Annotated in this window: 18 protein-coding genes; 11 read left to right on the forward strand and 7 right to left on the reverse strand. The window is 71.4% G+C overall.

What is annotated here, in order from left to right; all coding sequences use genetic code 11:
* Positions 1-236: 236 nt before the first annotated feature.
* From N553_RS0115710 to N553_RS0115720, 3 genes are all read left to right on the forward strand, one after another.
* Complete coding sequence (locus N553_RS0115710; RefSeq protein ID WP_028047324.1) at positions 237-860, forward strand: 50S ribosomal protein L25/general stress protein Ctc; 624 nt, start codon at positions 237-239, stop codon at positions 858-860.
* An 87-nt stretch (positions 861-947) separates the two neighbouring features.
* The gene (gene pth, locus N553_RS0115715; protein WP_028047325.1) at positions 948-1,553 is read left to right on the forward strand and encodes an aminoacyl-tRNA hydrolase; all 606 of its coding nucleotides are present in this window, start codon (positions 948-950) and stop codon (positions 1,551-1,553) included.
* A 144-nt stretch (positions 1,554-1,697) separates the two neighbouring features.
* Positions 1,698-3,227, forward strand: coding sequence for a sugar transferase (locus N553_RS0115720; RefSeq protein WP_028047326.1), 1,530 nt, complete (start codon positions 1,698-1,700; stop codon positions 3,225-3,227).
* A 400-nt stretch (positions 3,228-3,627) separates the two neighbouring features.
* Here the strand turns inward: N553_RS0115720 and N553_RS23055 are convergent, their stop codons facing one another.
* A complete protein-coding gene (locus tag N553_RS23055; protein ID WP_051640245.1) occupies positions 3,628-5,691 on the reverse strand; it encodes an acyltransferase family protein in 2,064 nt (687 codons plus the stop codon).
* Between the two features lie 211 nt (positions 5,692-5,902).
* Here N553_RS23055 and N553_RS25870 point away from each other — a divergent pair, with 211 nt between their 5' ends.
* Positions 5,903-6,439: a DapH/DapD/GlmU-related protein gene (locus N553_RS25870; protein ID WP_051640246.1), complete on the forward strand. Its 537-nt coding sequence runs from the start codon at positions 5,903-5,905 to the stop codon at positions 6,437-6,439.
* Positions 6,440-6,505: 66 nt separating this feature from the next.
* Here the strand turns inward: N553_RS25870 and N553_RS24425 are convergent, their stop codons facing one another.
* Complete coding sequence (locus N553_RS24425; protein WP_028047327.1) at positions 6,506-9,976, reverse strand: PKD domain-containing protein; 3,471 nt, start codon at positions 9,974-9,976, stop codon at positions 6,506-6,508.
* Between the two features lie 349 nt (positions 9,977-10,325).
* Here N553_RS24425 and N553_RS23070 point away from each other — a divergent pair, with 349 nt between their 5' ends.
* The 3 genes from N553_RS23070 to N553_RS25145 all read left to right on the forward strand — a co-directional run bounded on the left by N553_RS23070 (position 10,326) and on the right by N553_RS25145 (position 14,070).
* Positions 10,326-11,528 carry a DUF1972 domain-containing protein gene (locus N553_RS23070; RefSeq protein ID WP_034622861.1) on the forward strand — a complete coding sequence of 401 codons (1,203 nt, stop codon included), beginning with the start codon at positions 10,326-10,328 and terminating at the stop codon, positions 11,526-11,528.
* Positions 11,525-12,274 (forward strand): CDP-alcohol phosphatidyltransferase family protein, encoded by a 750-nt coding sequence (locus tag N553_RS0115745; RefSeq protein ID WP_028047328.1) that lies wholly within the window; start codon positions 11,525-11,527, stop codon positions 12,272-12,274. The genes N553_RS23070 and N553_RS0115745 overlap by 4 nt, the downstream gene beginning before the upstream one ends.
* A gap of 284 nt (positions 12,275-12,558) precedes the next feature.
* Positions 12,559-14,070: a hypothetical protein gene (locus tag N553_RS25145; protein WP_028047329.1), complete on the forward strand. Its 1,512-nt coding sequence runs from the start codon at positions 12,559-12,561 to the stop codon at positions 14,068-14,070.
* Here the strand turns inward: N553_RS25145 and N553_RS0115755 are convergent.
* Both N553_RS0115755 and N553_RS25150 read right to left on the reverse strand, forming a co-directional pair.
* Positions 14,048-15,196, reverse strand: a complete 1,149-nt coding sequence (locus N553_RS0115755; protein WP_034623028.1) for a glycosyltransferase family 4 protein — start codon at positions 15,194-15,196, stop codon at positions 14,048-14,050. The genes N553_RS25145 and N553_RS0115755 overlap by 23 nt on opposite strands.
* Positions 15,193-16,089 carry a glycosyltransferase gene (locus N553_RS25150; RefSeq protein WP_051640247.1) on the reverse strand — a complete coding sequence of 299 codons (897 nt, stop codon included), beginning with the start codon at positions 16,087-16,089 and terminating at the stop codon, positions 15,193-15,195. Before N553_RS25150 ends, N553_RS0115755 begins: the two co-directional genes overlap by 4 nt.
* Positions 16,090-16,215: 126 nt before the next feature.
* Between N553_RS25150 and N553_RS23080 the strand changes: the two genes are divergently transcribed.
* Positions 16,216-17,271 (forward strand): glycosyltransferase, encoded by a 1,056-nt coding sequence (locus N553_RS23080; RefSeq protein ID WP_156043867.1) that lies wholly within the window; start codon positions 16,216-16,218, stop codon positions 17,269-17,271.
* Entirely contained in the window at positions 17,268-18,191 is a 924-nt protein-coding gene (locus N553_RS0115770) for a glycosyltransferase family 2 protein (RefSeq protein ID WP_028047331.1), read from the forward strand. The genes N553_RS23080 and N553_RS0115770 overlap by 4 nt, the downstream gene beginning before the upstream one ends.
* Here N553_RS0115770 and N553_RS0115775 read toward each other — a convergent pair.
* From N553_RS0115775 to N553_RS0115785, 3 genes are read right to left on the reverse strand one after another with little or no spacing between them, the layout of a single operon-like run.
* Positions 18,177-19,634 carry a lipopolysaccharide biosynthesis protein gene (locus N553_RS0115775; RefSeq protein ID WP_028047332.1) on the reverse strand — a complete coding sequence of 486 codons (1,458 nt, stop codon included), beginning with the start codon at positions 19,632-19,634 and terminating at the stop codon, positions 18,177-18,179. The genes N553_RS0115770 and N553_RS0115775 overlap by 15 nt on opposite strands.
* The gene (locus tag N553_RS0115780; RefSeq protein ID WP_034622864.1) at positions 19,631-20,842 is read right to left on the reverse strand and encodes a Coenzyme F420 hydrogenase/dehydrogenase, beta subunit C-terminal domain; all 1,212 of its coding nucleotides are present in this window, start codon (positions 20,840-20,842) and stop codon (positions 19,631-19,633) included. Before N553_RS0115780 ends, N553_RS0115775 begins: the two co-directional genes overlap by 4 nt.
* Complete coding sequence (locus N553_RS0115785; protein WP_028047334.1) at positions 20,839-21,912, reverse strand: polysaccharide pyruvyl transferase family protein; 1,074 nt, start codon at positions 21,910-21,912, stop codon at positions 20,839-20,841. Before N553_RS0115785 ends, N553_RS0115780 begins: the two co-directional genes overlap by 4 nt.
* A 205-nt stretch (positions 21,913-22,117) precedes the next feature.
* Here N553_RS0115785 and N553_RS0115790 point away from each other — a divergent pair, with 205 nt between their 5' ends.
* Together N553_RS0115790 and N553_RS0115795 are read left to right on the forward strand one after the other, a co-directional pair.
* Positions 22,118-23,212 (forward strand): acyltransferase, encoded by a 1,095-nt coding sequence (locus N553_RS0115790; protein ID WP_156043868.1) that lies wholly within the window; start codon positions 22,118-22,120, stop codon positions 23,210-23,212.
* Positions 23,213-23,294: 82 nt separating this feature from the next.
* Positions 23,295-24,041, forward strand: coding sequence for a hypothetical protein (locus N553_RS0115795; protein ID WP_028047336.1), 747 nt, complete (start codon positions 23,295-23,297; stop codon positions 24,039-24,041).
* Positions 24,042-24,095 lie beyond the last annotated feature (54 nt).

Here is a 24,095-nt window from a genome sequence, read left to right on the forward strand (position 1 = left end):
AGGACGGTCGGCAGGATCGACGCTCAGTGGAGTCTCTGAGCGTCGCCCGCTCGAACGGCTCCTGAGCTCCGTGATCGACTGGGCGAGCCGCCTCCGCGTGCCCGTCCTGCGTCCCGCGTCGAGGCCACCACTTCTGTCGTCATCACTCTGTCGTCATCACGGCGGCCCGTCCCCGTGATCATCATTGTTCCGACTTCGTCCGCGACACTGCGCGGACGCCAACTCCCGGAGTCACCGTGTCTGAGATCAAGCTCGTCGCCACCACCCGTTCCGAGTTCGGCAAGGGCGCCGCGCGCCGCCTGCGCCGTGCGGACCAGGTCCCCGCGGTCCTGTACGGCCACGGCTCCGACCCGCTGCACGTGTCGCTCCCGGGCCACGAGACGATGCTCGCCGTCAAGCACGCCAACGCGCTGTTCGCGATCGAGCTCGAGGGCAACACCACGCTGGCGATCACCAAGGACGTCCAGCGCGACGTCGTCAAGAACACCATCGAGCACGTCGACCTGCTCATCGTGAAGCGCGGCGAGAAGGTCGCCGTCGACATCCCCGTCACGGTCGTCGGCGAGTCGTACCCCGGCACGATCCACGTCGTCGAGACGCAGACGCTGTCCCTCGAGGCCGACGCGACGGCCCTGCCGAGCGAGGTCCAGGTCTCGATCGAGGGCCTGACCGGCGGTTCGTCCGTCACGGCGGGGGAGATCGCGCTGCCCGAGGGCACCACGCTGCTCTCGGACCCCGACCTGACCGTCGTCGCGATCAGCGTCCCGCACGCGTCGGCCGACGACCTGGCCGCCGAGGCTGCCGCGTCCGAGATCGCCGCGTCGCAGTCGGCCGCTTCGGCCGCCGCCGCCGAGGCCTGAGCCTCTCTGCCGCGTTCGTGACGCCCGGTACCGTTCCTGACGGTGCCGGGCGTCGTGCGTGCCGACCACGTGCCCGAAGGAGGCGACATGACCGACGGACCCTGGCTCGTCGTCGGCCTCGGCAACCCGGGCGCGAAGTACGCAGGAAACCGCCACAACGTGGGCCAGATGGTCTTGGACGAGCTCGCGAAGCGCACGGGCGGCACCTTCGGGTCCACAGGCGGCCGCGCGCAGGCCGTCGTCGCTGAGGGGCGCATGGGCGTCCTCCCGGGCGGCGCGCCGGGTCCGAGGCTCCTGCTGGCCAAGCCGACGACCTATATGAACGTGTCGGGCGGTCCGGTGTCGGCGCTCGGGCAGTACTACGGCGTCCCCGTCGAGCGGACGATCCTGGTGCACGACGAGCTCGACATCCCGTTCGCCGACGTCCGCCTCAAGCGCGGCGGCGGAGAGGGCGGGCACAACGGCCTGCGCGACACCACGAAGGCGCTGGGAACCAAGGACTACGTCCGCGTCCGCGTGGGCGTCGGCCGGCCGCCGGGCCGCATGGACCCCGCAGACTTCGTGCTGCGCGACTTCGCCAAGGCCGAGCTCAAAGAGCTCCCGTGGCTGCTGGACCGTGCCGCCGACGCGGTCGAGGCGGTCGTCGTCGACGGTCTCGACGCGGCGCAGCTGCGTTTCCACACCAAGGGCTGACCTCGCCCGTTCACCCGCCGGTCACTCAGACGTGGGTGAAACGGCCCGTAAAGGGGTGAAATCGGACACAAGGTACTGATGGGTACAGACCGGGACCTATAACCTTCGGGAAGTCCCAGACCCGTCTGACCTTCCGGAGGAACCATGACTCTGACTGCCGATCGCGGCGTCGAGTCGTCCGGAGACGCCTACGACCGTCGCGCGGACGCAGTCGAGCCACGTCGTTCCTGGGCCTCGCGCCAGCCGTTCGTCCGTCGACGGACTCCGCTGAACGCCGACCCGACGCTTCGGGCGCTGGCCTGGCGTTCGGTCGGGCACCGGTACGCCGAGACGAACGCGGCGATCGACACCGCCGTGGCTCTGGGTGTCGGCATGGCGATCCTGACCCCCTCGTTCTCTGTCGTCCCGGCCCTCGCCCTGTCGCTGGCCGGTGCGGCTGCGTTCGTCGGTGGCATCGCGGCGTCCCAGGGGTACCGCCAGGAGATCCTCGGTGACGGCCCGCGTGAGTTCCAGGCCGTCCTGCGCTCCGCGGCGCTCATGGCCGGACTGCTCATGGCCATGGGCTTCCTGCTGGAGATCGCCGTGCCCCGGCTGCTCGTGATCGTCGGCGTGCCCGTGGTCGCCGCCCTGGACTGCCTCGGTCGGCACGTGCACCGTCGTCGGCTGCACCACGGTCGCCGGGCGGGCGTGGCCATGATGAGCACGATCGTGCTCGGCGACGAGGAGTCGGCACGCAGCCTGATCGCTGACCTGAGCGTCGCGCCGCACCACGGCTACCGGGTGGACGGCGTGTGCCTGCCGTCGCTCGACGGCCCGGTCGCGCTCGACGGTGTCCCGGTCGTCGGTGGCACCGCCGACGTGGTCCAGGTGGTCGCGGACCGTGCCGCGGAGGTCGTCATCGTGACCGGCAGCACGCTCAGCGGGAGCGCGCTGCGCCGGCTGTCGTGGGCGCTCGGTCGCGCCGGGGCCCAGCTGGTCGTCGCGCCCGACATCATCGAGGTGGCAGGTCCGCGGCTGACGGTACGACCGACCGCCGGCCTGTCGCTGCTCGAGGTCGAGGTCGACTCACCGCGTCGCCGGCTGGTCGCCAAGTCGGTCATCGACGTCACGATCGCCAGCATGGGGCTGGTGTTCGTCCTGCCGTTCCTGGGCCTCGCTGCGCTGGCGATTCGGCTGACGTCGCGCGGTCCCGCGTTCTTCCGTCAGACCCGGATCGGCGTCGACGGCGAGAAGTTCACCATGTTCAAGCTGCGCACCATGTACATGGACGCCGATGCTCGCCGGGACGCGCTGCTCGCCGACAGCGAGGGCGCCGGGCTCCTGTTCAAGATGCACAGCGACCCCCGGGTGACCGCGGTCGGCCGGATCCTGCGCAAGTACTCGCTCGACGAGCTGCCGCAGCTGTGGAACGTCGTGCGCGGCGACATGTCGCTCGTCGGTCCGCGCCCGCCGCTGGAGTCCGAGGTGCGCGAGTACGAGGACGAGGTGCACCGGCGTCTGCGCGTCAAGCCGGGCCTGACGGGCCTGTGGCAGGTCAGCGGCCGTTCCGACCTCGACTGGGACGAGTCGGTCCGCCTGGACCTGCGCTACGTCGACAACTGGTCCGTGACCATGGACCTCCTGATCCTCTGGAAGACCGGCCGAGCGGTCGTGACGGGCGCCGGCGCGTACTGAGGCCCGCTCGTCCTCGGACGTCGGCGCAAGCACCTCGTGGTGCCTGCGGATCGCTCAGCTCGACGTGCGCAGGGCGCCGTCGGACGTCTCCGTCCGTTCCCGGTCGCCGTAGCGCGCTGCGCGCCGAGGACGACAGTCCACGACCGTCTGCGCCGAGTGCCTTCGACCCGAGGGGCGACCTCCGGCTGTGCTCCCTGGCGCCAGCCCACGCACGGCGCGGCGGGAGACGGGCAGGGTGCGTGACCGCGCGGCCCAGCCGTCTCCTGGAGTGGTCGTTCCCGCCGGACGGGTCTGGGGCGCACGAGGGTGCCGGTCCCGAGCACCGCCGTCAGGCCGTCGCGCACCGAGGGCCGAGCGGTCTGCGTCAGAGGCTGCGGCGCGCCTTGCTCTGTCGGGCGGATCAGCCGATCGCGGAGGCGATGGACTCGTCGAGCATCGGCTCGAGCGTCGTCATGTACGTCTGAGTGACGTGCTGGGCCAGGTGGTAGACCAGCACGTCACCGATGACGGCGGGGCAGGTGCCGTCCTGGCAGAAGTACGGGGTCAGGTCGACGACCCCGGCGCCCGGGAACCGCTCGGCCGCTGCCACGAGCGGGTCGGGCAGGAGGCTGCGGCTCTGCGGGGTCGCGCAGCTGTCCGCACCGCTCTCGGCCACGCAGACGGGCGTGGCGTCGACGCCGCCGGCTGTGGGGTCCGGGTCGTCGCGGATCGCGATGACGCGGGTGTCCGGGCCGGCGAACCTGCTCCAGGCGTCGAGGAAGCCCTGCTCGGCGTCGCCGCGGTACTCGGTGCCGGCAAGTGCCGACGTGAAGACGTAGGTGTAGTCGGCCTTCGCCAGCTGGTCGAGCACGTTGCCCTGCCAGGTGGCACACGCGGACTTCGTCGCGCCGGTGCCCGCAGGCGGGGTGGCAGACAAGGGACAGCCCGAGCGCAGGTACGTCGTGAGCTCCCAGCCGCGTTTCGTCGCGACCGCGGCCAGCGCAGGGGTCCACTGGGCGGCGTGCGAGTCCCCGACGAGTGCCACCCTGGTCCCACCCGGTGTCCCGAACGTGCAGGTGGCCGGCTCGGTGACGACGCCGCGCAGCTGACATCCCGCGTTCTGCACGCCGAAGTCGTCGCTCTCGGCGATCACAGGGTCGGGGTGGATCGGCCCCGTCGACGCCGGTTCGCAGGGTGCCCCCGGGACCAGCGAGGCCGCACCGAGGCAGGGGTCGGGGGCGGCCAGGGTGTCCTCGAGCGACACCCACGCGGCGGCCTTCTCGGCGACGACCTGCTGCTTCATCACGAGTGCGGGGACGCAGACGAGCAGCATCGCTCCCACGACGCAGATGGCCACGGTGGACTTGCGTCGCCAGAACGAGCCGCCCGTGGGCCGGTAGCGCGCGAGGAAGGGGACCTCGACGAAGCGACGGGTCAGGTAGGCGAGCGGGAACGCGAGCGCTACGGCGACGACCCGCCCCTTCAACCCCGGTGTGGTGTGCAGGGCGTAGGGCAGCAGCACGATCAGCGGCCAGTGCCACAGGTAGAGGGCGTAGGACATGTCACCGGTGGCTTGCACGGGGGACCAGGACATGAGACCTGACGGGCTCCATCGCTCCCGCGGCAGACCCGCGGCGAGGATCAGGCAGGTGCCGACGACCGGCACGGCCGCGTGCCACCCCGGGAACGGGGTCGCGGCGTCGAACGTGAGCGCCGCGTACGCGATCAGCGCCACGCCCGCCCAGCTCGCCGCGGCGCGGACCGGGCTCGGCACGGTGAGCAGGCGGTGCACGACGAGCCAGAGCACCCCACCGGCCGCGAACTCCCAGGCCCGGGTCGTCGTCGCGAAGTACGCGGACGAGGGTTCGTGGTTCGTCGCGTAGATGGACCAGACGAGTGACGCGAGCGCGAGTGGGACCAGAACGGCCAGGTACGCGCGACGCCAGCGCGCCCACCGCACGGCGATGAGCTGGCCGAGCACGAGGAGCGCGGGCCAGGCGAGGTAGAACTGCTCCTCGGCCGAGAGCGACCAGAAGTGCTGCACTGGGCTGACACCCGCCGCAGGTGCCGAGTAGTCGGTCGCGTTGCCGGCAAGCACCCAGTTCTCGACGTAGACCGAGCTGGCGGCGATCTGCTCGGTGAACGTGGGCCACAGGGTGCGGGGCACGACGAGCCACGTGGCGACGAGCGTGAAGAGCAGGACGAGCATGGCCGCGGGAAGCAGTCGGACGGCCCGGCGCGCGTAGAAGCCGCCGAACGTGAACCGCCCCTGGCGCAGCGGCCGCGCGATGTGCGCCGTGATGAGGTAGCCGGAGATGACGAAGAACACGTCGACACCGATGAAGCCGCCGGACAGGCCCTTGGGTGCGACGTGGAACGCGAGGACGAGCAGCACGGCCCCGGCGCGCAGCGCCTGGATCTCCGGGCGGATCGTGCGGGCGACCTCGGGAGCACGCAACGCCGAGGGGCTGGTGGTGACGCTCACCGGACGCCTCCCCTCGAGTCAGGGCGCAGGTGCGCCACCAAAGCCGCGCCGTGCACGAGATCGAAACGGTACAGGCGTGCGGAGCGGCTCAGGGGCGCATCGTGCAGATTTCGCCCGGTATGTCCGCCCTCGCCGCAGCCCGCGCCGCGCACGATGGACGCTGGCGTCCGGGCCCTGGCACCATGGGCCTCCCGCCGAGGACAGGAGAGCCGTGCCGTCGCTCCAGCTCTATCGCAAGGGCGCGGGGCTGTTCGCCGCTTTCCTTGCCGGCCGCGTGCCCAACCTGAGGTTCCGCCACGCCGTCTACCGCTTCCTCGGTGTGACGATCGCGAGCGATGCGGTGGTGCACTGGCGAGCAGTGTTCTTCGGACCCGCCGGCGTCGTCGTCGGCAGACGGTCGATCGTCGGGAACGACGCGTTCCTGGACGGTCGCAAGGGGCTCACGATCGGTGCCGACGTCAACATCGGCGGACACGTGCACATCTACACGATGGAGCACGACCCGCACGACGCAGGCTTCGCCGCGACCGGCGGACCCGTGGTCATCGGGGACCACGCGTACGTGGCCACCCGGTCGACGATCCTGCCCGGGGTCACGATCGGCGAGGGTGCCGTCGTCGCGGCGGGTGCCGTGGTGACGAAGGACGTCGCACCGTTCACGATCGTGGGAGGCGTCCCCGCCCGCGTGATCGGCGAACGCAGGCGCGACCTCACCTACCAGCTCGGAAGGCACATGCCGTTCCAGTGACCTGGTGCAGACAACGCCGACGGGCCCCCACGCTGCGCGTGAGGGCCCGTCGGACGTCGTGACCGATCAGATGTTGCTGCGTCCGACGATCGCGCCGTCGTCGTACGTGTTACCGCGCAGGTCGAGCGCGTAGTCCGTCGGGATGCGCACGGCGCAGCCCGCGTACTGCATGCCCCGACCGAACACGTTGTTCGCGACCGACATCCCGGCCGGCGAGCCGTACGTCGCGGCGGAGATGTTGATGGTGCACGCTCCGCCGTCGAGGTAGTTGTCCGCGATCGACAGGTTCGTGACGGGCGCGGCGCCCTGCGTGACCATGAACGCCGCGTTCTTCGCGCCGGTGATCGTCGAGTGCCGGACCGTGATGTTCGCGCCGCCCTGGATCTGCACCGAGTCGCTGTGGCTCGGGCCGCCGTTCCAGTTCGGGTCGTTGTAGTAGTGCGCGTTGTCGTGCAACCAGGAGTCCTCGACGAGGACGTTCGGGCCGTGGATGTGCACGGTGTCGATCACGTTCGAGATCTCGACGCGGCGCAGCGTGAAGTTCCAGCCCTTGACCCCGTCGACGTTCGGGCTCATGGTCTGGGCGACGAGCGTCGAGTCCTCGATGGTCACCGAGTAGGCGTCGTTCTGGACCCGGACGAGGTCGTTCGCCTCAGGGACAGCCGCACCGCGGATGTAGGAGTTGCGGATGACGACGTTCTTGGCCCTGACCGACACGTAGCCGCGGATGTCCCAGCCGTCGATGACGGTGCCGTCCGTGGTGATCGTGACGTTGCCGTCGACGACCTTGTTGATCACGGTGCCGTTCGGCACGCCGGTGTTGTCGGCGCCGGGCATCCCCACGGGCGTGGGCTGCGGCACGACGGTTCCGTCACCGGCCGCGGAGGAGGCGGACAGGACCTGGAAGTCGCTGTAGGAGGCGGTCATCGGGATCGCGGTGACGTTCGAGGCGACGTACGCGCTGAAGCCCACCGAGCCGGCGCTCTGGAGGCCTGCGGTCGAGCTGGTCCCGGTGACCATCCACGCGGCCGGCTCCGTCGTGCCGACGGCCCACGCCTTGGCGCGCACCGTGGTCGGGCTGACACCGGTCACGTTGACCCGGACGTTGAGCTTGGTGCCGGGTGTGTAGGTACCGAGCGAGGCGGAGCTGAGGGCGGTCGAGTTGTCCATCGCACCCAGGGTCGCCTTGCCGTCGGACGTGAGCTTGATGCGCGCGCCGTAGGAGTAGTTGCCGACCTTGCGGCCCCAGACGCTCAGGCTGCTGCCCGAACCCGACTGCGGCTTGTCCACGGCGACCGTGACGCGAAGGTCCGCGTCCGTCGTCGACACGTCGTGCAGCTCGCTGCTGCGGGTCGAGCCGGCCGTGGTCACGACCTGGCGCCCGACGCTGCCGGACGTCGAGTAGTTGCCCACGAGGCCCGCGTGCGTCCACGTGCCCCCGGTGATCGCGTTGCCCCAGCCGTTGGTGCGGGCCGTGGTGAACGTGTCGCTGGCGACAGTCACGATCGCCGGCGCCGGTGCCGAGGCGACGACGGTGCCGACGAACCGACCCGTCGCACCCTCGTTGTCGGTGACGATGAGGGTGACCGTGTAGGTGCCCGGCGTGGCGTAGGTGTGCGACGTCGAGACGCCCTCACCTGCGGCGCCGTCACCGAACGTCCAGGCGTACCCGACGAGGGACCCGTCGGGGTCGCTCGAGGCGGCCGCGTCGAACGTCGCGGACAGTGCGCTGACCTTCGGTGTCATCGCAGCGGTCGGCGCCTTGTTGGGCACCCGGACCGTCACGGCTGTCGTGGTCGAGTGCTTCGCGCCCTCGTTGTCGGTGACCGTGAGCGTCACGTTGAACGTGCCGGCCGCGGCGTAGGTGTGCTGCGCGTTCGCGCCGGTGCCGGTCGTACCGTCGCCGAAGGTCCAGGCGTAGGACGCCAGGGTGCCGTCGGGGTCGGTCGAGGTCGAGCCGTCCGCGCTGAGCGCCAGGCCGTTCGCGCTGGACGTGAACCGCGCGGTCGGCGCCTTGTTGGGCTCCTTCGCGGTGACGGAGGTGGTCGACGAGGCGGTGGCGCCCTCGTTGTCGGTGACCGTCAGGGCGACCGTGTAGGTGCCGGCCTTGGCGTAGTAGTGGGTCGGCTTCGCGCCGGTGCCGGTGGTGCCGTCGCCGAAGGTCCAGGCGTAGGAGGCCACGGTCCCGTCGGAGTCCGTCGAGGTCGTGCCGTCCAGGACGGCCTTCAGGTCGGTCGTGGACGCGACGATCGCCGCGGTCGGCGCCTTGTTGGGCTCCTTGACCGTGACCGAGGTGGTCGACGAGGCGGTGGCGCCCTCGTTGTCGGTGACCGTCAGGCCGACCGTGTAGGTCCCGGCCTTGGTGTAGCTGTGGGTCGGCTTCGCGCCGGTGCCGGTGGTGCCGTCGCCGAAGGTCCAGGCGTAGGACGCCACGGTCCCGTCGGAGTCCGTCGACGTCGTGCCGTCGAGGACGGCCTTGAGGTCGGCCGTGCTCGCGACGATCGCCGCGGTCGGCGCCTTGTTGGGCTCCGTCACGACGACCTTGGACGTCGTGGTGCTCGACGCGCCCTTGTCGTCGGTGACCGTCAGGGTCACGTCCTTGGTCCCTGCCGTCGCGTACGTGTGCGAGGTCTTCGCACCCGTGCCGGTGGCTCCGTCGCCGAAGCTCCAGGCCCACGACGCGATCGTGCCGTCGACGTCGGTCGACGCACTGGCGTCGAGAGCGGCGCGCAGATCCGTGACCGCTGCCGTGAACTGGCCCGTCGGCACGAAGTTGCCGACCTGCTCGGGCCTGGTCGTCGTGACCGCGAAGTCGTCGAACGTGTACGTGATCGGCGCGTTGGTGACAGAGCCGGTCAGGTACGCGGAGACGCCCACGGTGCCGGCCTGCGTCCCGGTGCTGGTGCTCGTCCCCTCGAGCATCCAGTCGGTCGGCTCGGGCGTACCCGCGATCCAGGCCTTGGTGCGCAGCGTCGTCGGCGCGGTCCCGGTCACCTGCGTGCGCACCATCAGCTTGGTACCGACGCCGATCGTGCCCGGCACCTTCACCAGACCGATGCTCTGAGCGCCGTCCAGCAGTGAGACGGAGGCTGTCGAGTCGGCAGTGAGGCGGACCTTCGTGCCGACATCGACAGTTCCGACGCGACGGCCGACGACGGACAGGTAGCTGCCCGAGCCGGTCTGGAGCTTGTCGGCGGAGACCGAGACCGTGACGTCGGTGTCGGTCGAGGCCACGCCGTCGAGGTAGGACTTGAGCGTCGAGCCGGCCTTCGCGACCGTGATCGTCCCGGCGGAGCCGTTGACCTGGTAGTTGGTCAGTGCCCCGGCGTGCGTCCACGTGCCTCCCGCGTCCGCCGTGCCCCAGCCCGCCGTCGACGTCCGGGTGAAGGCGTCCGCCGCCACCTGGGGCCACTCGTCGTGGTAGACGACCGGCGGCTGCGTGGCTGCGGTCGCGCACAGGGGTGCAAGGACGACGGTTCCGACGGCGACGGCTGACACGAGCGTGCTCGTGAGCGATCGACGGAAGGTTCGAGGCATGTGGAAGCTCCGTAGTGGGGGGACATCGGTCGAGTTGGGCGAACTCGTCGCCCTTGGGTGGTTCTGTCGTCCTCATCGGCAGCTCGTCCCGTTTTCGGATGGGCCGAAGGTCCTGGTTCTTGTCGGTTGCCCGGCGGTGCCCTCAGCGACAGACGGAGCCGCAGGTCACGCGCCGGAACTCTCGCCGATGTGACGTGGGCGACTTCGTGGGGTGAATATCGCTTCCGACGGGCTCTGGCCGGCGGATCGGCGACTAACCTCCAGGTGGACTGGTGACAAATCGGGCGCGTCGGCGTGGCCGGCGTGCACGACGCACGGGCGAGAAGCTCGTGCACAGGAGGGGGCCGTCATGTCGGAGCGAGGAGCTCTCTCGATCGCGATGGTGGGCACGCGCGGCGTGCCTGCCAGGTACGGCGGGTTCGAGACCGCCGTCGAGGAGGTCGGCCGACGACTCGCGGACCGCGGCCACGACGTCGTCGTCTACTGCCGTGCTGCGGACGGGTCGGACCTGGCCAAGGACGCGCCGTACCTGGGCATGCGTCGGGTCAGCCTTCCCGCCATGCGCAAGCGCTCGCTGGAGACCCTCAGCCACACCGCGCTGTCGGTCGGGCACCTGCTCGGGCACCGGGTCGACGCGGCGTTCGTCTTCAACGCAGCCAACGCGCCGCTCCTGCCGGTCCTGCGCGCAGCCCGGATCCCCGTCGCGACGCACGTCGACGGTCTGGAGTGGAAGCGAGCGAAGTGGGGCGGCGGGGGTCGTCGCTACTACCGCGGTGCGGAGTCGGCGGCCGTGCGGTGGTCGGACGCGCTCATCGCGGACGCGCCGGGGATCGCCGCCTACTACACGGACGAGTTCGGCGCCGAGACGCGGCAGATCGCCTACGGTGCCCCGATCATCGAGCAGATCGGCTCCGACAAGCTCGCCGAGGTCGGGGTCCGGTCAGGCGCCTTCCACCTGGTCGTCGCGCGGTTCGAGCCCGAGAACCACGTGGACGTGATCGTCGACGGCTACGTCGCCTCCGGTGCCACCCTCCCGCTCGTGGTGGTCGGCGCGGCTCCGTACGCGCAGGAGTACACGGATCGGATCCGTTCCGTCGCGGCCGGGGACCCCCGCGTGCACCTCGTCGGCAGCGTCTGGGAGCCCGAGCTGCTCGACCAGCTGTACGCGCATGCGCTCACCTACGTGCACGGGCACAGCGTCGGCGGCACCAACCCCTCGTTGCTGCGTGCCATCGGGGCGGGGACCGCGACGATCGCCTTCGACGTCGCCTTCAACCGTGACGTGCTCGGGGACCTCGGCCGCTACTTCACCGACCCTGCGGACGTGGCACGCGAGATCGCCGACATAGAGCGCACGCCCGCCCTGGCGCTCGAGGTCGGCACCCAGCTGCGAGAGCGCGCGCGCTCGTACGACTGGGACGAGGTCGCCGGCGGGTACGAGGCGCTCGCTCGTGACCTCGTCGCCCGGAACGTGCCTGGTCGCCAACGCGGTCGACGTCGCCGGACCTCCACGCCGCCCGCTGCCGAACCGACAAGGAGCCTCGTTCCGTGACCGAGCGAACGGCACAACGGGCGGCTCGCCCCGACGAGTCCTACCGAGAGACGGTCGGCCGGCTCGCGGCCGCGCAGAAGGTCGCGGCCCGCGGTGCGCCCGCCTACTCCCGTTACGTCAACCGCCGGCTCGGCAAGTACCTCGCGGCGTGGGCCTACCGTCGGGGGATCTCGCCGAACGGCGTCACGGGTCTGAGCGCTCTCGCCACCTTCACGGGCATCGCGCTGCTGCTCTTCGTGGCGCCCGGTGCCCTGCTCGGCATCCTCGTCGCGGCGCTCCTGGTGCTCGGCTACGCCCTCGACTCGGCCGACGGGCAGGTGGCGCGTCTCACCGGGACGGGCAGCCCGGCGGGGGAGTGGCTCGACCACGTCGTCGACGCCACCAAGATCGTCTGCCTCCCGCTGGCCCTCCTGGTCGGGCTGTACCGCTTCGAGACGGTCAGCGTGCCCTGGCTCGTGGTGCCTCTGGTGCATGCCGTCGTGTGGTCGGTCCTGTTCTTCATGATGATCCTGACGGAGCAGCTGCGCCGGGCGCGCGGAACCCAGAGCGTCGCCGACACGAGCGGCCGCCTTCCGTGGCTGCGGTCCGTTCTTGTGGTACCCACGGACTACGGCCTGCTCTGCCTGGTGTTTGTGCTGATGGCAGCCCCGACGGTCTTCTTCGCGGCCTACACGGTGATCGTCGCGTGCACGGCGCTGTTCCTCCTGGCGGCCTCCGTCCGGTGGTTCCGGGAGATCTCCGCCTAAGCACATCGCGGCATAGAGGACAACTCGGGCTCCGCCGATCGAGTGTGACGGACGTCACATCGGGCCGCCCGCCGTGACCTGTTCGTGATGTAAACCTGCAGATAGCGGACCCTTTCGCGCGATACGCACCCTTCGGCCGGTACCGCCCGTTTCCTGCGCCCGATCTGGTCAAGTGTTCACTCCATCGGGCGTCACCCATAGGCTCCCCACAAGCAAGGCGGCGGAGCCCCCCCTCCGCCGGTCCGACTCAGACGATCGTGCTGACGCCGAGCAGGAGCCACGACATGACGCCTCGACCCCCCCGCCGCAACCTCTTCATCGCAACCGGGCTGGCTGCCGGGATGATCGGTGCCACGCTGGGCGGCATCGTCGCGCCACTCGCGTCGAGTGCCGCGTCCACCACCGCGAACGTCGTGGTCCTCGACCACAAGGTCATCAAGCCGGGTGGCTCGTACGTCGTCCCGCTCCCGGTCAGCGCCGACGCGACGAGCGTCCGCATGGTCGTGGCGGCCCAGCTCGCCTGGCGTCCCACGAAGGTGTCGGTCTGCGCCGGGTCCACCGTCACCGCCGCCTGCAAGGCATCGCCCGTCCTGACCACCCCCGTCACCAAGGCGGCGTTCGCCAACGTCAAGCTCGGCATCGTCGGTGCGGACCGCAAGGTGGTCGTCTACAACTCAGCGGCGAGCGCCAGCATCACGATCCGCCTGGTCGACTACGTGCACGGTCCCGCGCCGCAGCCCACGACGACCCCGCCGCCCGTGACGGTGACGCCGAAGCCCGCGCCCGCCCCGGCCCCGGCCCCGGCGCCCAAGCCGACCCCGACGGCGACTGCGCCCGCCCCTGCTCCCGCGCCGGCGCCGGTTCCCGCGCCGACCTCTGCTCCGGCACCCGCCCCGGCTCCGGCACCCGCCCCGGCTCCGGCACCCGCCCCGGCGCCTGCTCCCGCACCCGCCCCGGCACCCGCTCCGGCCCCGGCACCGGCCCCCGTCCCCGCGCCGGCCCCGCCGGCTGGCGGCCGCCCGGGCGCTGGGAACACCGGTGTCCCCCGTGGCACGCCGCTCACGCTGATCGACGGTGACCTGACCGTGCAGACGCCCGGCCAGGTGATCGACAGCGCGGAGATCCGCGGCATCCTCCGGATCGAGGCGCCGGGCGTCGTCGTCAAGCGCACCCTCATCACGGGTCGGCCCCTCACCGCCAGCATGGGTCTCATCTACATCGCCCCCGGTGGCTCCGTCACGGTCGAGGACTCCGAGCTCTACGCCAAGGACCCGTCCCCGAACGTCCGCGGCATCATCGGAGCGAACTTCACGCTGACCCGCGTGAACATCCACGACGTCACCGACCAGCTGATGATCACGGGGGACAACGTGCGGGTCCAGGACTCCTGGATGCACGCCAACCTGTACTACGCGCAGGATCCCAACTGGGGTGGCAAGCCCACGCACGACGACAACGTGCAGATCTCCCACGGCACCAACCTGATCTTCACCAACAACACGTTCGAGGGCTCGCACAACGCGGCCTTCCAGGTGGCTCAGAGCGGCGGCCAGGTGTCCGGAATGACGATCTCGGGCAACTCGCTCGGCAACGGTGCCTGCTCGGTGAACCTCGCGGAAGCGGGACTCGGCGTGCTGAAGGGCATCACCATCAAGGACAACGTGTTCCAGCCGACGCAGACGTTCAAGAACTGCGCCATCGTCTCGGACCCGACGTCGATCTCGTCGCTGGTGCTGAAGAACAACGTGTGGGCCAGCGGCGCTGCCGTGGCGGTCACCTCGCGGGTCGGCTCCTGAGCGACTCGAGGATCGTCACGATCTGGTTGGCGTAGCGCTCGCGGCTGAAGCGAGCGCTCGCGTCGACCAGACCGTGGCGGGCGAGGTCTGCGGCCAGCCCCGGGTCGTCGTCGAGCCGGGCCACCGCAGACGCCAGTGCGTGCACGTCGCCCGGCGGGACGAGCAGCCCGTTGTCGCCGTCGCGCACGATCTCGGCCAGGCCCTGGGTGTTGCTCGCGACCACGGGGCGGCCCGCGAGCAGCGCCTCCACGGCGGTGTTGCCGAACGGCTCCACGAGCGAGGGCACCAGGACGACGTCCGCGTCGGCCAGCTCGGGCCACGTCGGGTGCACGAAGCCGAGCAGCTCGACCCGGTCCTCCAGGTGGTCGCGGACGATCTGCTCGCGCAGCTGCTCGCGGAACCACTCGTAGCCCTCGAACACGTCACCCGCCAGGCGCAGGACGACGTCGTGGCCCCGGTCCACCAGCTCGGCGACAGCGGACACGGCGACGTCCGAGCCCTTGCGGGGGGAGAGCCGGCCGACGAGGACGAGGCGCAGCGGAGCCCCCGGCACGCGTGATCGCACAACCGGCGGCTCGGGCGGTCCCGGCACGCCGTTGTGCACCACGGTGGTGCGGCGGCCGAGGGCGTCGATCGCCCGACCCGTGGCGCGACGCGACGCCTCGCTGTTGGCGATGATCCGGTGGGCGAGCAGCAGGGGTGCGGTCAGGCCGGCCGTGATGACGGTGGACTGGTCCTCCTCCGCCTCGTGGACGTGGCAGACGACGGGCACCCGGGCCGCGCGGGCCGCCACGATCCAGGACGGGATCGTCAGCGTGTTCACGTAGACGGCGTCGACGTGGGACCGACGCAGCCACCGCGCCGTCTGCCATGTGGACCTCGCCATCGTGACGCTCAGCGCGGCCAGACCGCGCGGTGTGAGCAGCGACTTGCGCAGGACGGGGAACGGCGCGAGCCGGACCGTCGCGCCGGCCGCTGTGAGCCGCTCGGCGAGCGGACCGTCTCCCGGCAGGACCGCAAGGACCTCCCAGCCGGCCCCGACCGCGGCAGCGACGGACTCCACGAGCTGCAGGTCGGACCCGTACAGCTCCGTCGACGGGTGCGCGACGACGAGGCGGCGCGTCACGCGTTCGCCCACGGCGCGCGCCGGCGGGCGGCGTACCACGCGCCTGAGGCAGTTCCGCGAGCCGCGGCGATGAGGGGCCCGGGTCCGCTCAGCAGCTGGCGCCGACCGCCGCGCTTGACCACGCGCCAGCCGTAGCGTGGCGACCCGACGATCCACCGGGCCCGCGCGGGGGCCGGGAGGTGGTGGGCAGCGAACACGAGCCGTCCCCGGCAGTTCTGCGCGTAGTACAGGTCGGACTTGCGACGTGCACCCGCGTGCTCCTGCGTACCACCGACGTCGTGGACGGCCTCGACATGCGGATGCACGACGAGCACCAGACCTTCCATCAGGGCACGCCAGGACAGGTCGACGTCCTCCCAGTACAGGAAGAACCGCGTGTCGAACCCGCCGAGCAGAGTCCACGCCTCGAGAGAGACGGCGAGGCAGGCTCCGGTCAACCAGTCCACCCGGCCGTCGTCCGCAGGAGTCGAGCGTGTGACGCCTCGTGCCAGGTCGATCGTGCCGCCGCGCGACCACACGGACCCGTCGGGCCGCCGGACCACGGGGGCGACGAGGGAGCGAGGGTCCGCGAACGCGGCGTCGAGGAGCGCCTGGGCCGCCTCCGGGGTGATCGACAGGTCGGGGTTCACGATCAGGACTGCGTCCGCACCGAGCTCTCGGGCGCGTTCCACCCCGCGGTTCACGCCGGCGCCGAAGCCGTCGTTCGGGCAGGTGACCAGGTCCCAGCCGTTCCGTTCGGTCACCGCGCGGGCCGCGTCGGTGGCGGCCGTCGTCGAGGAGTTGTCGACGACCACGACGTGTGCGTCGAGGCCCTCCACGGTCGCCCGCAGGTACACGTCGAGGAGCTCTGCCGAACCGTGGTTCACGACGACGAGCGCGGTCTGAGGGGCCATTCCGTACCTCCAGGAGCAAGGGATGAAAACCGCACGGATGGCGAGGTCAGGACTGCACGGATGGTAGCCCAGCGGGTACTGTCCGGACCGGGACAAACCGGGTGAACACTTTCTGAGGGGCGGCGTGTGACGGCAGGGCGAGACGAGCGGGACGGGGCCCAGGTTCGCGTGCTGCAGTCGTTCCGTGAGCCGCGCACCACGACCAACCCGTACCTCGTCCAGCTCCGGGAGTCGCTCGACCCGCTCGTCGAGGTCGAGACGTTCTCCTGGCCGCGGGCTCTGCGTGGTCGCTACGACGTGCTGCACGTGCACTGGCCCGATGCGCTCGTCGCGCGGAACAACCGGCTCCGGCACTGGGTTGCCACGGCGGCGTTCGCGGCCACGGTGCTCCAGGCCTCGAGACGGGGCCGCGTGCTCGTCCGCACGGCCCACAACCGTGTGCCGCACGCCGACGTCGACCGGCCCACGAGGTGGGTCATGGCGTTGTGCGACCGCCGGACGGCGGCATGGATCCGCCTCAACGACCACACGCCCACGCGGCCGGGCGTGCTGGCGCACACCGTCCTGCACGGCGACTACACGGCGTGGTTCGCCTCCGTGCCCCGGAGCGAGGCGGTCCCCGGACGACTTGTGCATGTCGGCCTGATCAAGCCGTACAAGGGTGCTGAAGAGCTGTTGAGCGCCTTCGCTGACCTCGGCGACCCAGGTGCCAGCCTCGTCGTGGCTGGTCGGCCGACCTCACCGGCTCTCCGCGACGCCGTCGAGTCGCTCGCCGCGACCGACCCGCGGGTGCACATCGAGCTGAAGCACATCGACGACGCAGACCTCGTCGCGTGGGTGACGTCGGCGGAGCTCGTCGCGCTGCCGTACCGGTCCATGCACAACTCCGGCGCCGTGCTGCTGGCGCTCTCGCTCGGGCGTCCCGTGCTGGTGCCGGACAACGAGGTCAACGCGGACCTCGCCGCCGAGGTGGGGCAGGTGTGGGTGCGCCGGTACGACGGCCCGCTGACCACCGAGGTGCTCGCTGCGGCGCTCGAGGACCTGCGGGCACACCCCGCAGTCGGCGCACCCGACCTGTCCGCACGACAGTGGCCGGCCCTGGGCGTCCAGACCGTCGGTGTCTACGAGGAGGCGCTCGCGCGCGCCGCCGGACGTGCTCCGGCCGCGGAGGTGGCGCGATGAGTGCTGTCGTCGTCGCGATGCTCACCTACCGTCGCCCGCGGGACCTGGCGGTGGCCGTGCCGGCGTTCCTCGCCGAGGCGAGGCTGCACGGCGGCTCCGTGCTGATCGTGGACAACGACCCGGACGCGAGCGCCCGCGACTACGTCACCGGTCTGGGGGAGCCCGACGTGCGGTACGTGCACGAGCCTCGACCGGGCATCGCCGCTGGGCGCAACCGGGCGCTCGACGAGATGAGCGACGAGCTGCTCGTCTTCGTCGACGACGACGAGCGCCCGGTAGACGGCTGGCTGAAGGCGCTGCTCGACTGCCGCACGGCCACGGGCGCGGCAGTGGTCGTCGGCGCCGTGGTGTCCGAGTTCGAGGTACCTCCCCCCGACTGGGTGGTTGCCGGCGGGTTCTTCGACCGGCGACGCCTGCCGACCGGCACGAGCGTGGACGTGGCGGCGACGAACAACCTGCTGCTCGACATGGCTCGCGTGGGCCCGACCGGGACGCGGTTCGACGAGGCGTTCGGGCTGAGCGGGGGCAGCGACACACTGTTCAGCCGGACGCTGGTGCGCCACGGGCTGGCGATGGTCTGGTGTGACGAGGCGGTCGTGATCGACATGGTGCCTGCGACGCGCATGACGCGCGAGTGGGTCCTTGCCCGTGCCCGCCGCAGCGGCAACTCGGCGAGCAGGGCGGAGCTCGAGCTCGCGACCTCCACGGGCACCCAGCTCGGCGTGCGCGGGCGCTACGTGGCCCGCGGTCTGGTCCGGATAGCGGGTGGCTCCGTCCGGATCGTGCTCGGCGCCCTGCGGCGCCAGGACGTCACGCAGCTCACCGGTCGACGCAACGTGCAGCGCGGGCGCGGCATGATCTCCGGCGCCCTCGGCCACGTCGTCTACGAGTACAAGAGACCCAGCTCAACCGCGGCGTAGCGCGGCCTTGCCTGCCCTTCGCAGCACCGCGACGTCCCGCCGCATGGGGGGAAGCACCAGGACCACCATCGCGACGGCCGCGAGGCCCGCGAGCCCACCGGCGCAGACCTGCCACCACGGGCTCTCGTCACGCAGTGCCCAGGACGCGGCTGCGGACGCGGTCCCGGCCACCAGTCCGACGACGAGGATCCGGGCGGCCCCGCTGTACAGCGCGCCGACCTTCAGCCGGGTGGAGCGGCTCAGCCACCACAGCGACAGGGGCCACGCGAGCGCGGGCGCCAGCGCGTAGCCGGCGGCGACGCCGACGACACCCCAGGTGCTGCCGCCGATCACGCACGCGATCCGGATGGCCGCCGACATCAGCGTGTACTGCAGGAGCTCACGGGTGAGCCCGCGCGCGAGGTACACCCAGTACCCGACGTAGGCGAGCGTCTGGAAGATCCCCGCGATGGCGAGCAGTCGCAGGATGGGCGGCACCTGCTGCCACTGCGGGCCCAGCATGATGGCCACCGTCGGTTCCGCGACGCCGGCCAGCAGCGCGAGCCCGATCGTGATCGGGTAGCCGAGCACGAGCTGCCCGTTCCACACGATCGAGTCGAACTGCGGCGTGTCGCTGGCCCGGCTGAGCACGGGCAGCGCGACCGTCGTGCTGGGCGCCCGGACCTGGTTCAGCGGGTTCATCAGGAGCTGGAACGCGCGGTTGTAGAGACCGAGCGGCGTCGCGCCGAACCGGTGCCCGATCGTGAGCGAGTCGACGTTGTTGGCGACGTAGCCGATGATCTGCGAGCCCAGCAGGCTCCCCCCGTACGTGTAGAGGCGTCGCATCGGTGCCGTGCGGTCGATCCGCTGCGGCAGCCAGTGCGCGATGAACGCCGTCCCGACCAGCGCGGTGAGCGCCATCACGATCTGCTGCGAGACCAGGGCCCAGTACCCCGCGCCGGCGATCGCCAGCACGACCGCGACCACGAGCGCCGCCGCAGGAGCGACGACGTCGATCGTCGCGACGACCTTGAACCGCATGGCCCTGACCAGGTCGGCGCGGTACTGCGTCGACATGCCGTTGAGCAGGAACGTCACCGCGACGGTGCGGGCGATCGGCACCAGCGCCGGCTCGTCGTAGAAGTTCGAGATCGGTACGGCGAGCGCGAACATGACGATCCCGAGCAGGAACCCGATCGCCGTGTTGGTCCAGAACAGGTTGGACCGCTGCGCGAACGAGAGCTCCTTCGCCTGGATGGCGGCGGAGCTCAGACCGAAGTCGCGCAGGATGTCGCCGATGCCCGCGATCGCCAGGACCATCGCGACGAGCCCGTAGTCGCGCGGGGCGAGCAGGCGCGAGAGCACGACGACGGTGCTGAGCTGGATGACCAGCCGGATGATGAGCCCGACGCCGGTCGAGAGCGCACCGCGCGCTGCGCGGCCTCCGAGATCGGTCGTGGTCATGAGCGGTGGGCTGCGCCCCCTCGGACGCGGCGGAACGTTCCGCGGGCGGTCCGGACACTGTCGCGTGCCCTGCTCACCGCGAGCCGGACCAGCCCGAACCCGCGGTACCTCGGAAGCCGCGCACCGGCCAGCCGGGCGCCGAGGAGCCGACCGGCCAGGGTGCTGCGGCGGTTGCGCTGCAGCGGCTGGACCCCGGCGACCTCGTCGGCCGAGATCTCCCGTACCTCGATCACCCCGGCTGCGATCGCGCGCCGGACCACGTCCAGCCCGCGCGGCGTACGGGCGATGAGGGCGCTGAAACCGTCGGTCTCCGTGAACACCGGGTACCCGCGCTCGTCGCTGCGCCAGAAGTCGCCTGCGGTGATGTCGCTGCTCTCGCCGATCCCGTCGGGGCAGATCTTGCACCGCCACTGGACGGTCGGCCCGAGGGTGCCGCCCCAGGACTCGTCGTACGAGGCGGAGACCTCGCGGCCCCCGGTCTGCGCCGTGAACCGCCCGGGCCAGCCCCGGCCCCGGTACCAGAGAGCGTCCACCGTCTCGTCGGCACCGACACCGAGCTGGTCGAGCATCGCGTCGGTCGCCAGGGCCGACGGTGTCCCGGCGCAGAAGAACGACATGATCAGCGGGGCGGGCTCCTCACCTGCCAGCGAGCGCAACGCGGCTGCCTCGCACGGCTTCCCGACCGTCACGCCGTCGGGGTCGAGCGCCCGCGGGTGCGAGGCGACCGCGACGGGTGCGTACCTCGAGCCGGCAGCGTTCAAGGCCTCGTCTCGGGACTGGATGGTGACGGGCACGGTGCGCCGGGGCTCATCGGTGTCTGCGGACGCGCCGACCGCACGGACCGCCTCGCCGCTCTCGACCAGCCATGCGGACAGTGCGGTGAGCACGCCACCACTGCTCCCACGGTGCCGGGTCGTCGGATCGGTCGCGGCCGCCTCCCAGCACCCCGCCACGGGCCCGAGGACCGGGTGGTAGGCGGACCCCTGCGGTCGCTGCGCACGGACGATGCGTCCGGGGCAGGCGCGGCCGAACTCGCGGGCCGCGTGAGGAGCGGCGGTCGAGGCGCCCACCCGCTCCGGACGCAGGTAGCCCTCCTCCGAGAGGCGCATGGCGAGACCCTCGTCCAGCAGCGTGCACGCCCCGCACCCGGTGCACCGACCGGTCTGCACGACCTGCCGGACCTGCTCGTCGAGGGTCACTCCACTCATCTGAGCGTCCGCAGGGCCGCGACGGCAGGCTCGAGCAGCGCGTCCGCCGTGGCGAGCAGCTCGGCGACGTCGGCGGTGAGGTCGGCCTTGACCAGGGCGAGCGTCTCCTCCGCAGGTGCCGACGAGGTCCGCAGGTCCACGGTGTGCGACCAGCCGAGGTCGCGCAGCAGCGGGTCGAACTTGCGTGAGTACGCCAGCGGCACGGCGGGTGTGCCCGTGGAGAGTGCGTTGAGGCAGGCGTGCATCCGGGATCCGACGACGACCGCGGCCGACGCCGTGACCTCGCGCACCTCGTCGAGGCTCTGCGGCAGGACCACCTCGACGTCGCCGCCGAGGTCCGCGGCCAGCTCGCGGATCGCGGGCACGTCGTTGTCGGCGACGGGGGAGTCGATCACGTGGGCGAGGAGCGCGAGCGAGCGTCCCTCGTCGGCGAGGCCCTGGCACAGGTCACGGACCGTTCGGCGGTAAGCCGCGTGGTCGACGTGCGGGTTGGGCGTCCAGAGCAGTCCCGAGACGTTGAGCACGACGTCCCGGGTCCCGGTGCGCACGGGCCGGGGGAGTGCGAAGACCACATCTGTCGTGCGCACGTCGACCGGATGACCGAGCGACTCGGCGAACTCGGCACTCACGTGGTCGCGAGCCATGACGACCTTGGCGGTCCGCATCGACCATCGTGCGAGTGCGCGGCCGCGGCGGCTCGAGAAGGGCCCGATCGTCTGCGGACCCATGGCCACCGGTGTCCCGGCGGACCGCGCGAGGTAGGCGAGCACGCTCTGGTTGAGCAGGCGCGAGCGTCCGTAGATGTCCGCGAACGAGTCCCCCGCGCGCATGTCCAGCACGAGGTCGAAGCCGGCGAGCCAGGTCCGCAGCGGGTCGTTCCGGGTGACTCGCGCACGCAGCAGCCGACGCGTGTCGCCGACCCGCGCGGGCAGCCCCTTCGTGCCGTAGCTCGCGAAGGACACCTCGCAGCCGGGGTAGGCACTCTCGGCGAGTGCCGCCGCACCGCGTGCGAGCGCGCGAACACCGAGGTTGGACGACTGGTCGTCTGCATAGAGCACGAGCACCCGCACGGAGCCTCCAGGTGAGTGACGGACCGGGCTCGCTCGTGGCGCAGCGCACCGGCTCCGCGGAAGTTTAGGCGGCGCGGGACCCCGTTCGGGTGGCTCTGAGCAGGAGATCACCCGAGTGCGTTCTGTCACGTTCGTCCCGGTCTGGGTTAGCGTCGGAGCCTGCCTGCGGTCTGCCCCGGGCATCCGTCGTGAGCGAGGAGTGTGTGTGGACGCCGATCCCGGCACTGCTGTGGGCGCTCCCACCCGCACCATCGGCCCGACGGGAGACGTCCTCGCCGACCCCTCTCCGCGGCCCGAGCCCGCGCCCGTCTCGCCGTCGCTCGCGCCGCCGCCCGCCCGCGCACGGATGGAGTGGATGGACACGCTGCGCGGCGCTGCGATCCTGCTCATGCTCACCTGGCACGCCACGTCGGTGCCCTCGCTGCTGCACGGTGAGTACGTGCCGGCGTGGCTCACGGCCACGAACAACGCGCTGCTGCCCTACCGCATGCCCTGCCTGATGTTCCTCTCCGGCCTGCTGCTCCCTCGGTCGATGAGCAAGCCGCTGGTCCACTACTACCGCGGCAAGCTCGCGCTCATCGCCTACCCGTACGTGCTGTGGGTGATCGTCTTCTGCCTGACCATGGGTGCGGACCGCCCCTACTGGGACCCCAGGCTCTACATCGCCAAGGGGTACCTCTGGTACCTCTTCTACATCGCGGTGTTCTACCTCGTCGCACCGCTCCTGCGCCGCGTCCCGCCGTACCTGCCGCCGCTGGTGTTCCTCGTGGCGGGAACCGTGGTGCACTCCCAGATCCCGCACCGGATGCTCTTCTTCGCCGTGTTCTTCTTCGCGGGGTCGTGGGCCGCGCAGCGCGTGGGTGACATCCCGTCGCGGCTTCGCAACCCGTGGCTGATCGCGGCGCTCCTGGTCCCCACCATCGGGTTCGCGATCGTCTCGGCGACGCACAAGGTCAACTACCAGCCGCTGCTGGCACCGTTCTCGTTCGCGGGGATCTGCGTCGCGATCGCCGCCGCGTCCTCTCTGAGCTCCGAGCGCACGGCGAAGCTGCGCTTCGTCGGCCGCAACTCGATCGTGTACTACTGCGTGCACTTCCCGGCGATGGTGGCTGTGCTCGCCGTGCTCGTCACGGTGGGTGCGCCCTGGTGGGTGACGATCCCCACGCTGATACTGGTCGGCGTCGGGGTCGGAACGCTCGCGGCGGTCCTGCGTGACCGCCCTCCGGTGAGGTGGCTGTTCGAGGCGCCCTTCCTGGGCAACGCCCCCAAGCCCGCCCCAGCGGCCGCCGGACGAGGGTGAACCGGGCGGAGCCGACCGCGGTCATGGTCGGCGTGGCCATACTGTCAGCCCACGTCCGTGAACCAGCTGGAGGTACCGCGAGATGACTAACGGCGAGCCCACAGGCGCCCCCGTCGACCCCGTCGACCCGGACGCCACGAGCAGCCGCAGGCGCCTCGCGCTCCTGATCGGAGGCGGCGTCCTCGCCATCGCAGGCGGGGTCCTCGTCGTCGCGATCGTGCTCGCCGCGACCCAGGGATCGGGTGAGGACACGGTCGCGCAGAGCCCGTCGGCGTCCCTCACGTCCTCGTCCGACGCCGAGCCGTCGACACCGGCACCCGAGTCGCCGACGTCGAGCGCGTCCGGACCCGCGGAACCCGCGAACCCGACCGCGGCGCCGGTCCCCACCGCCGTGCCGTCGCCCGTGCCCGTCCCGCCGATCGACTCCCGCCCGCCCGTCGTGGTGCCGCCGGACGAGGTCGCGGTGACGGGTGACGTGCAGGTCGAGATGACCGGGTTCACGTCCGTCACGAACAAGGGCGAAGGCCCGGGCGAGATCTCCGGCCCTGGTGTCGAGGTCGCCATCTCGGTCAAGAACACCGGGACCTCGAGCGTCGACCTCGCCGCTCTCACCGTGAACGTCTACCAGGGTGCCGAGGGCATCCCGCTGGCCACCGTCACCTCTGACCCGGGCAACCGTCCGACTCCGGCGACCGTCAAGCCGGGGGAGACCGTCAGCGGCACGTACCGGTACTCCACGACCGGTTCGGCCGACGAGGTGTATGCGGTCAGCATCGACGTCGCCCCGGACCTGCCCCCGGTGATCTACCAAGGCGTTCACCCTTCTTGACGAGCGTCCGGGTGAATCCCCGGGCGCCCGTGGGTGAAGTCCCCGCACCCTAGG

This window comes from Cellulomonas sp. URHE0023, from assembly GCF_000688475.1.
GTDB lineage: Bacteria > Actinomycetota > Actinomycetes > Actinomycetales > Cellulomonadaceae > Cellulomonas.

Bases quoted from the DNA above. Each gene is read 5' to 3' on its own strand.
- pth (WP_028047325.1), top strand. From the start codon at position 948: ATGACCGACGGACCCTGGCTCGTCGTCGGCCTCGGCAACCCGGGCGCG.
- N553_RS0115720 (WP_028047326.1), top strand. From the start codon at position 1,698: ATGACTCTGACTGCCGATCGCGGCGTCGAGTCGTCCGGAGACGCCTAC.
- N553_RS24425 (WP_028047327.1), bottom strand. From the start codon at position 9,976: ATGCCTCGAACCTTCCGTCGATCGCTCACGAGCACGCTCGTGTCAGCC.
- N553_RS23070 (WP_034622861.1), top strand. From the start codon at position 10,326: ATGTCGGAGCGAGGAGCTCTCTCGATCGCGATGGTGGGCACGCGCGGC.
- N553_RS25145 (WP_028047329.1), top strand. From the start codon at position 12,559: ATGACGCCTCGACCCCCCCGCCGCAACCTCTTCATCGCAACCGGGCTG.
- N553_RS25150 (WP_051640247.1), bottom strand. From the start codon at position 16,089: ATGGCCCCTCAGACCGCGCTCGTCGTCGTGAACCACGGTTCGGCAGAG.
- N553_RS0115770 (WP_028047331.1), top strand. From the start codon at position 17,268: ATGAGTGCTGTCGTCGTCGCGATGCTCACCTACCGTCGCCCGCGGGAC.
- N553_RS0115775 (WP_028047332.1), bottom strand. From the start codon at position 19,634: ATGACCACGACCGATCTCGGAGGCCGCGCAGCGCGCGGTGCGCTCTCG.
- N553_RS0115780 (WP_034622864.1), bottom strand. From the start codon at position 20,842: ATGAGTGGAGTGACCCTCGACGAGCAGGTCCGGCAGGTCGTGCAGACC.
- N553_RS0115795 (WP_028047336.1), top strand. From the start codon at position 23,295: ATGACTAACGGCGAGCCCACAGGCGCCCCCGTCGACCCCGTCGACCCG.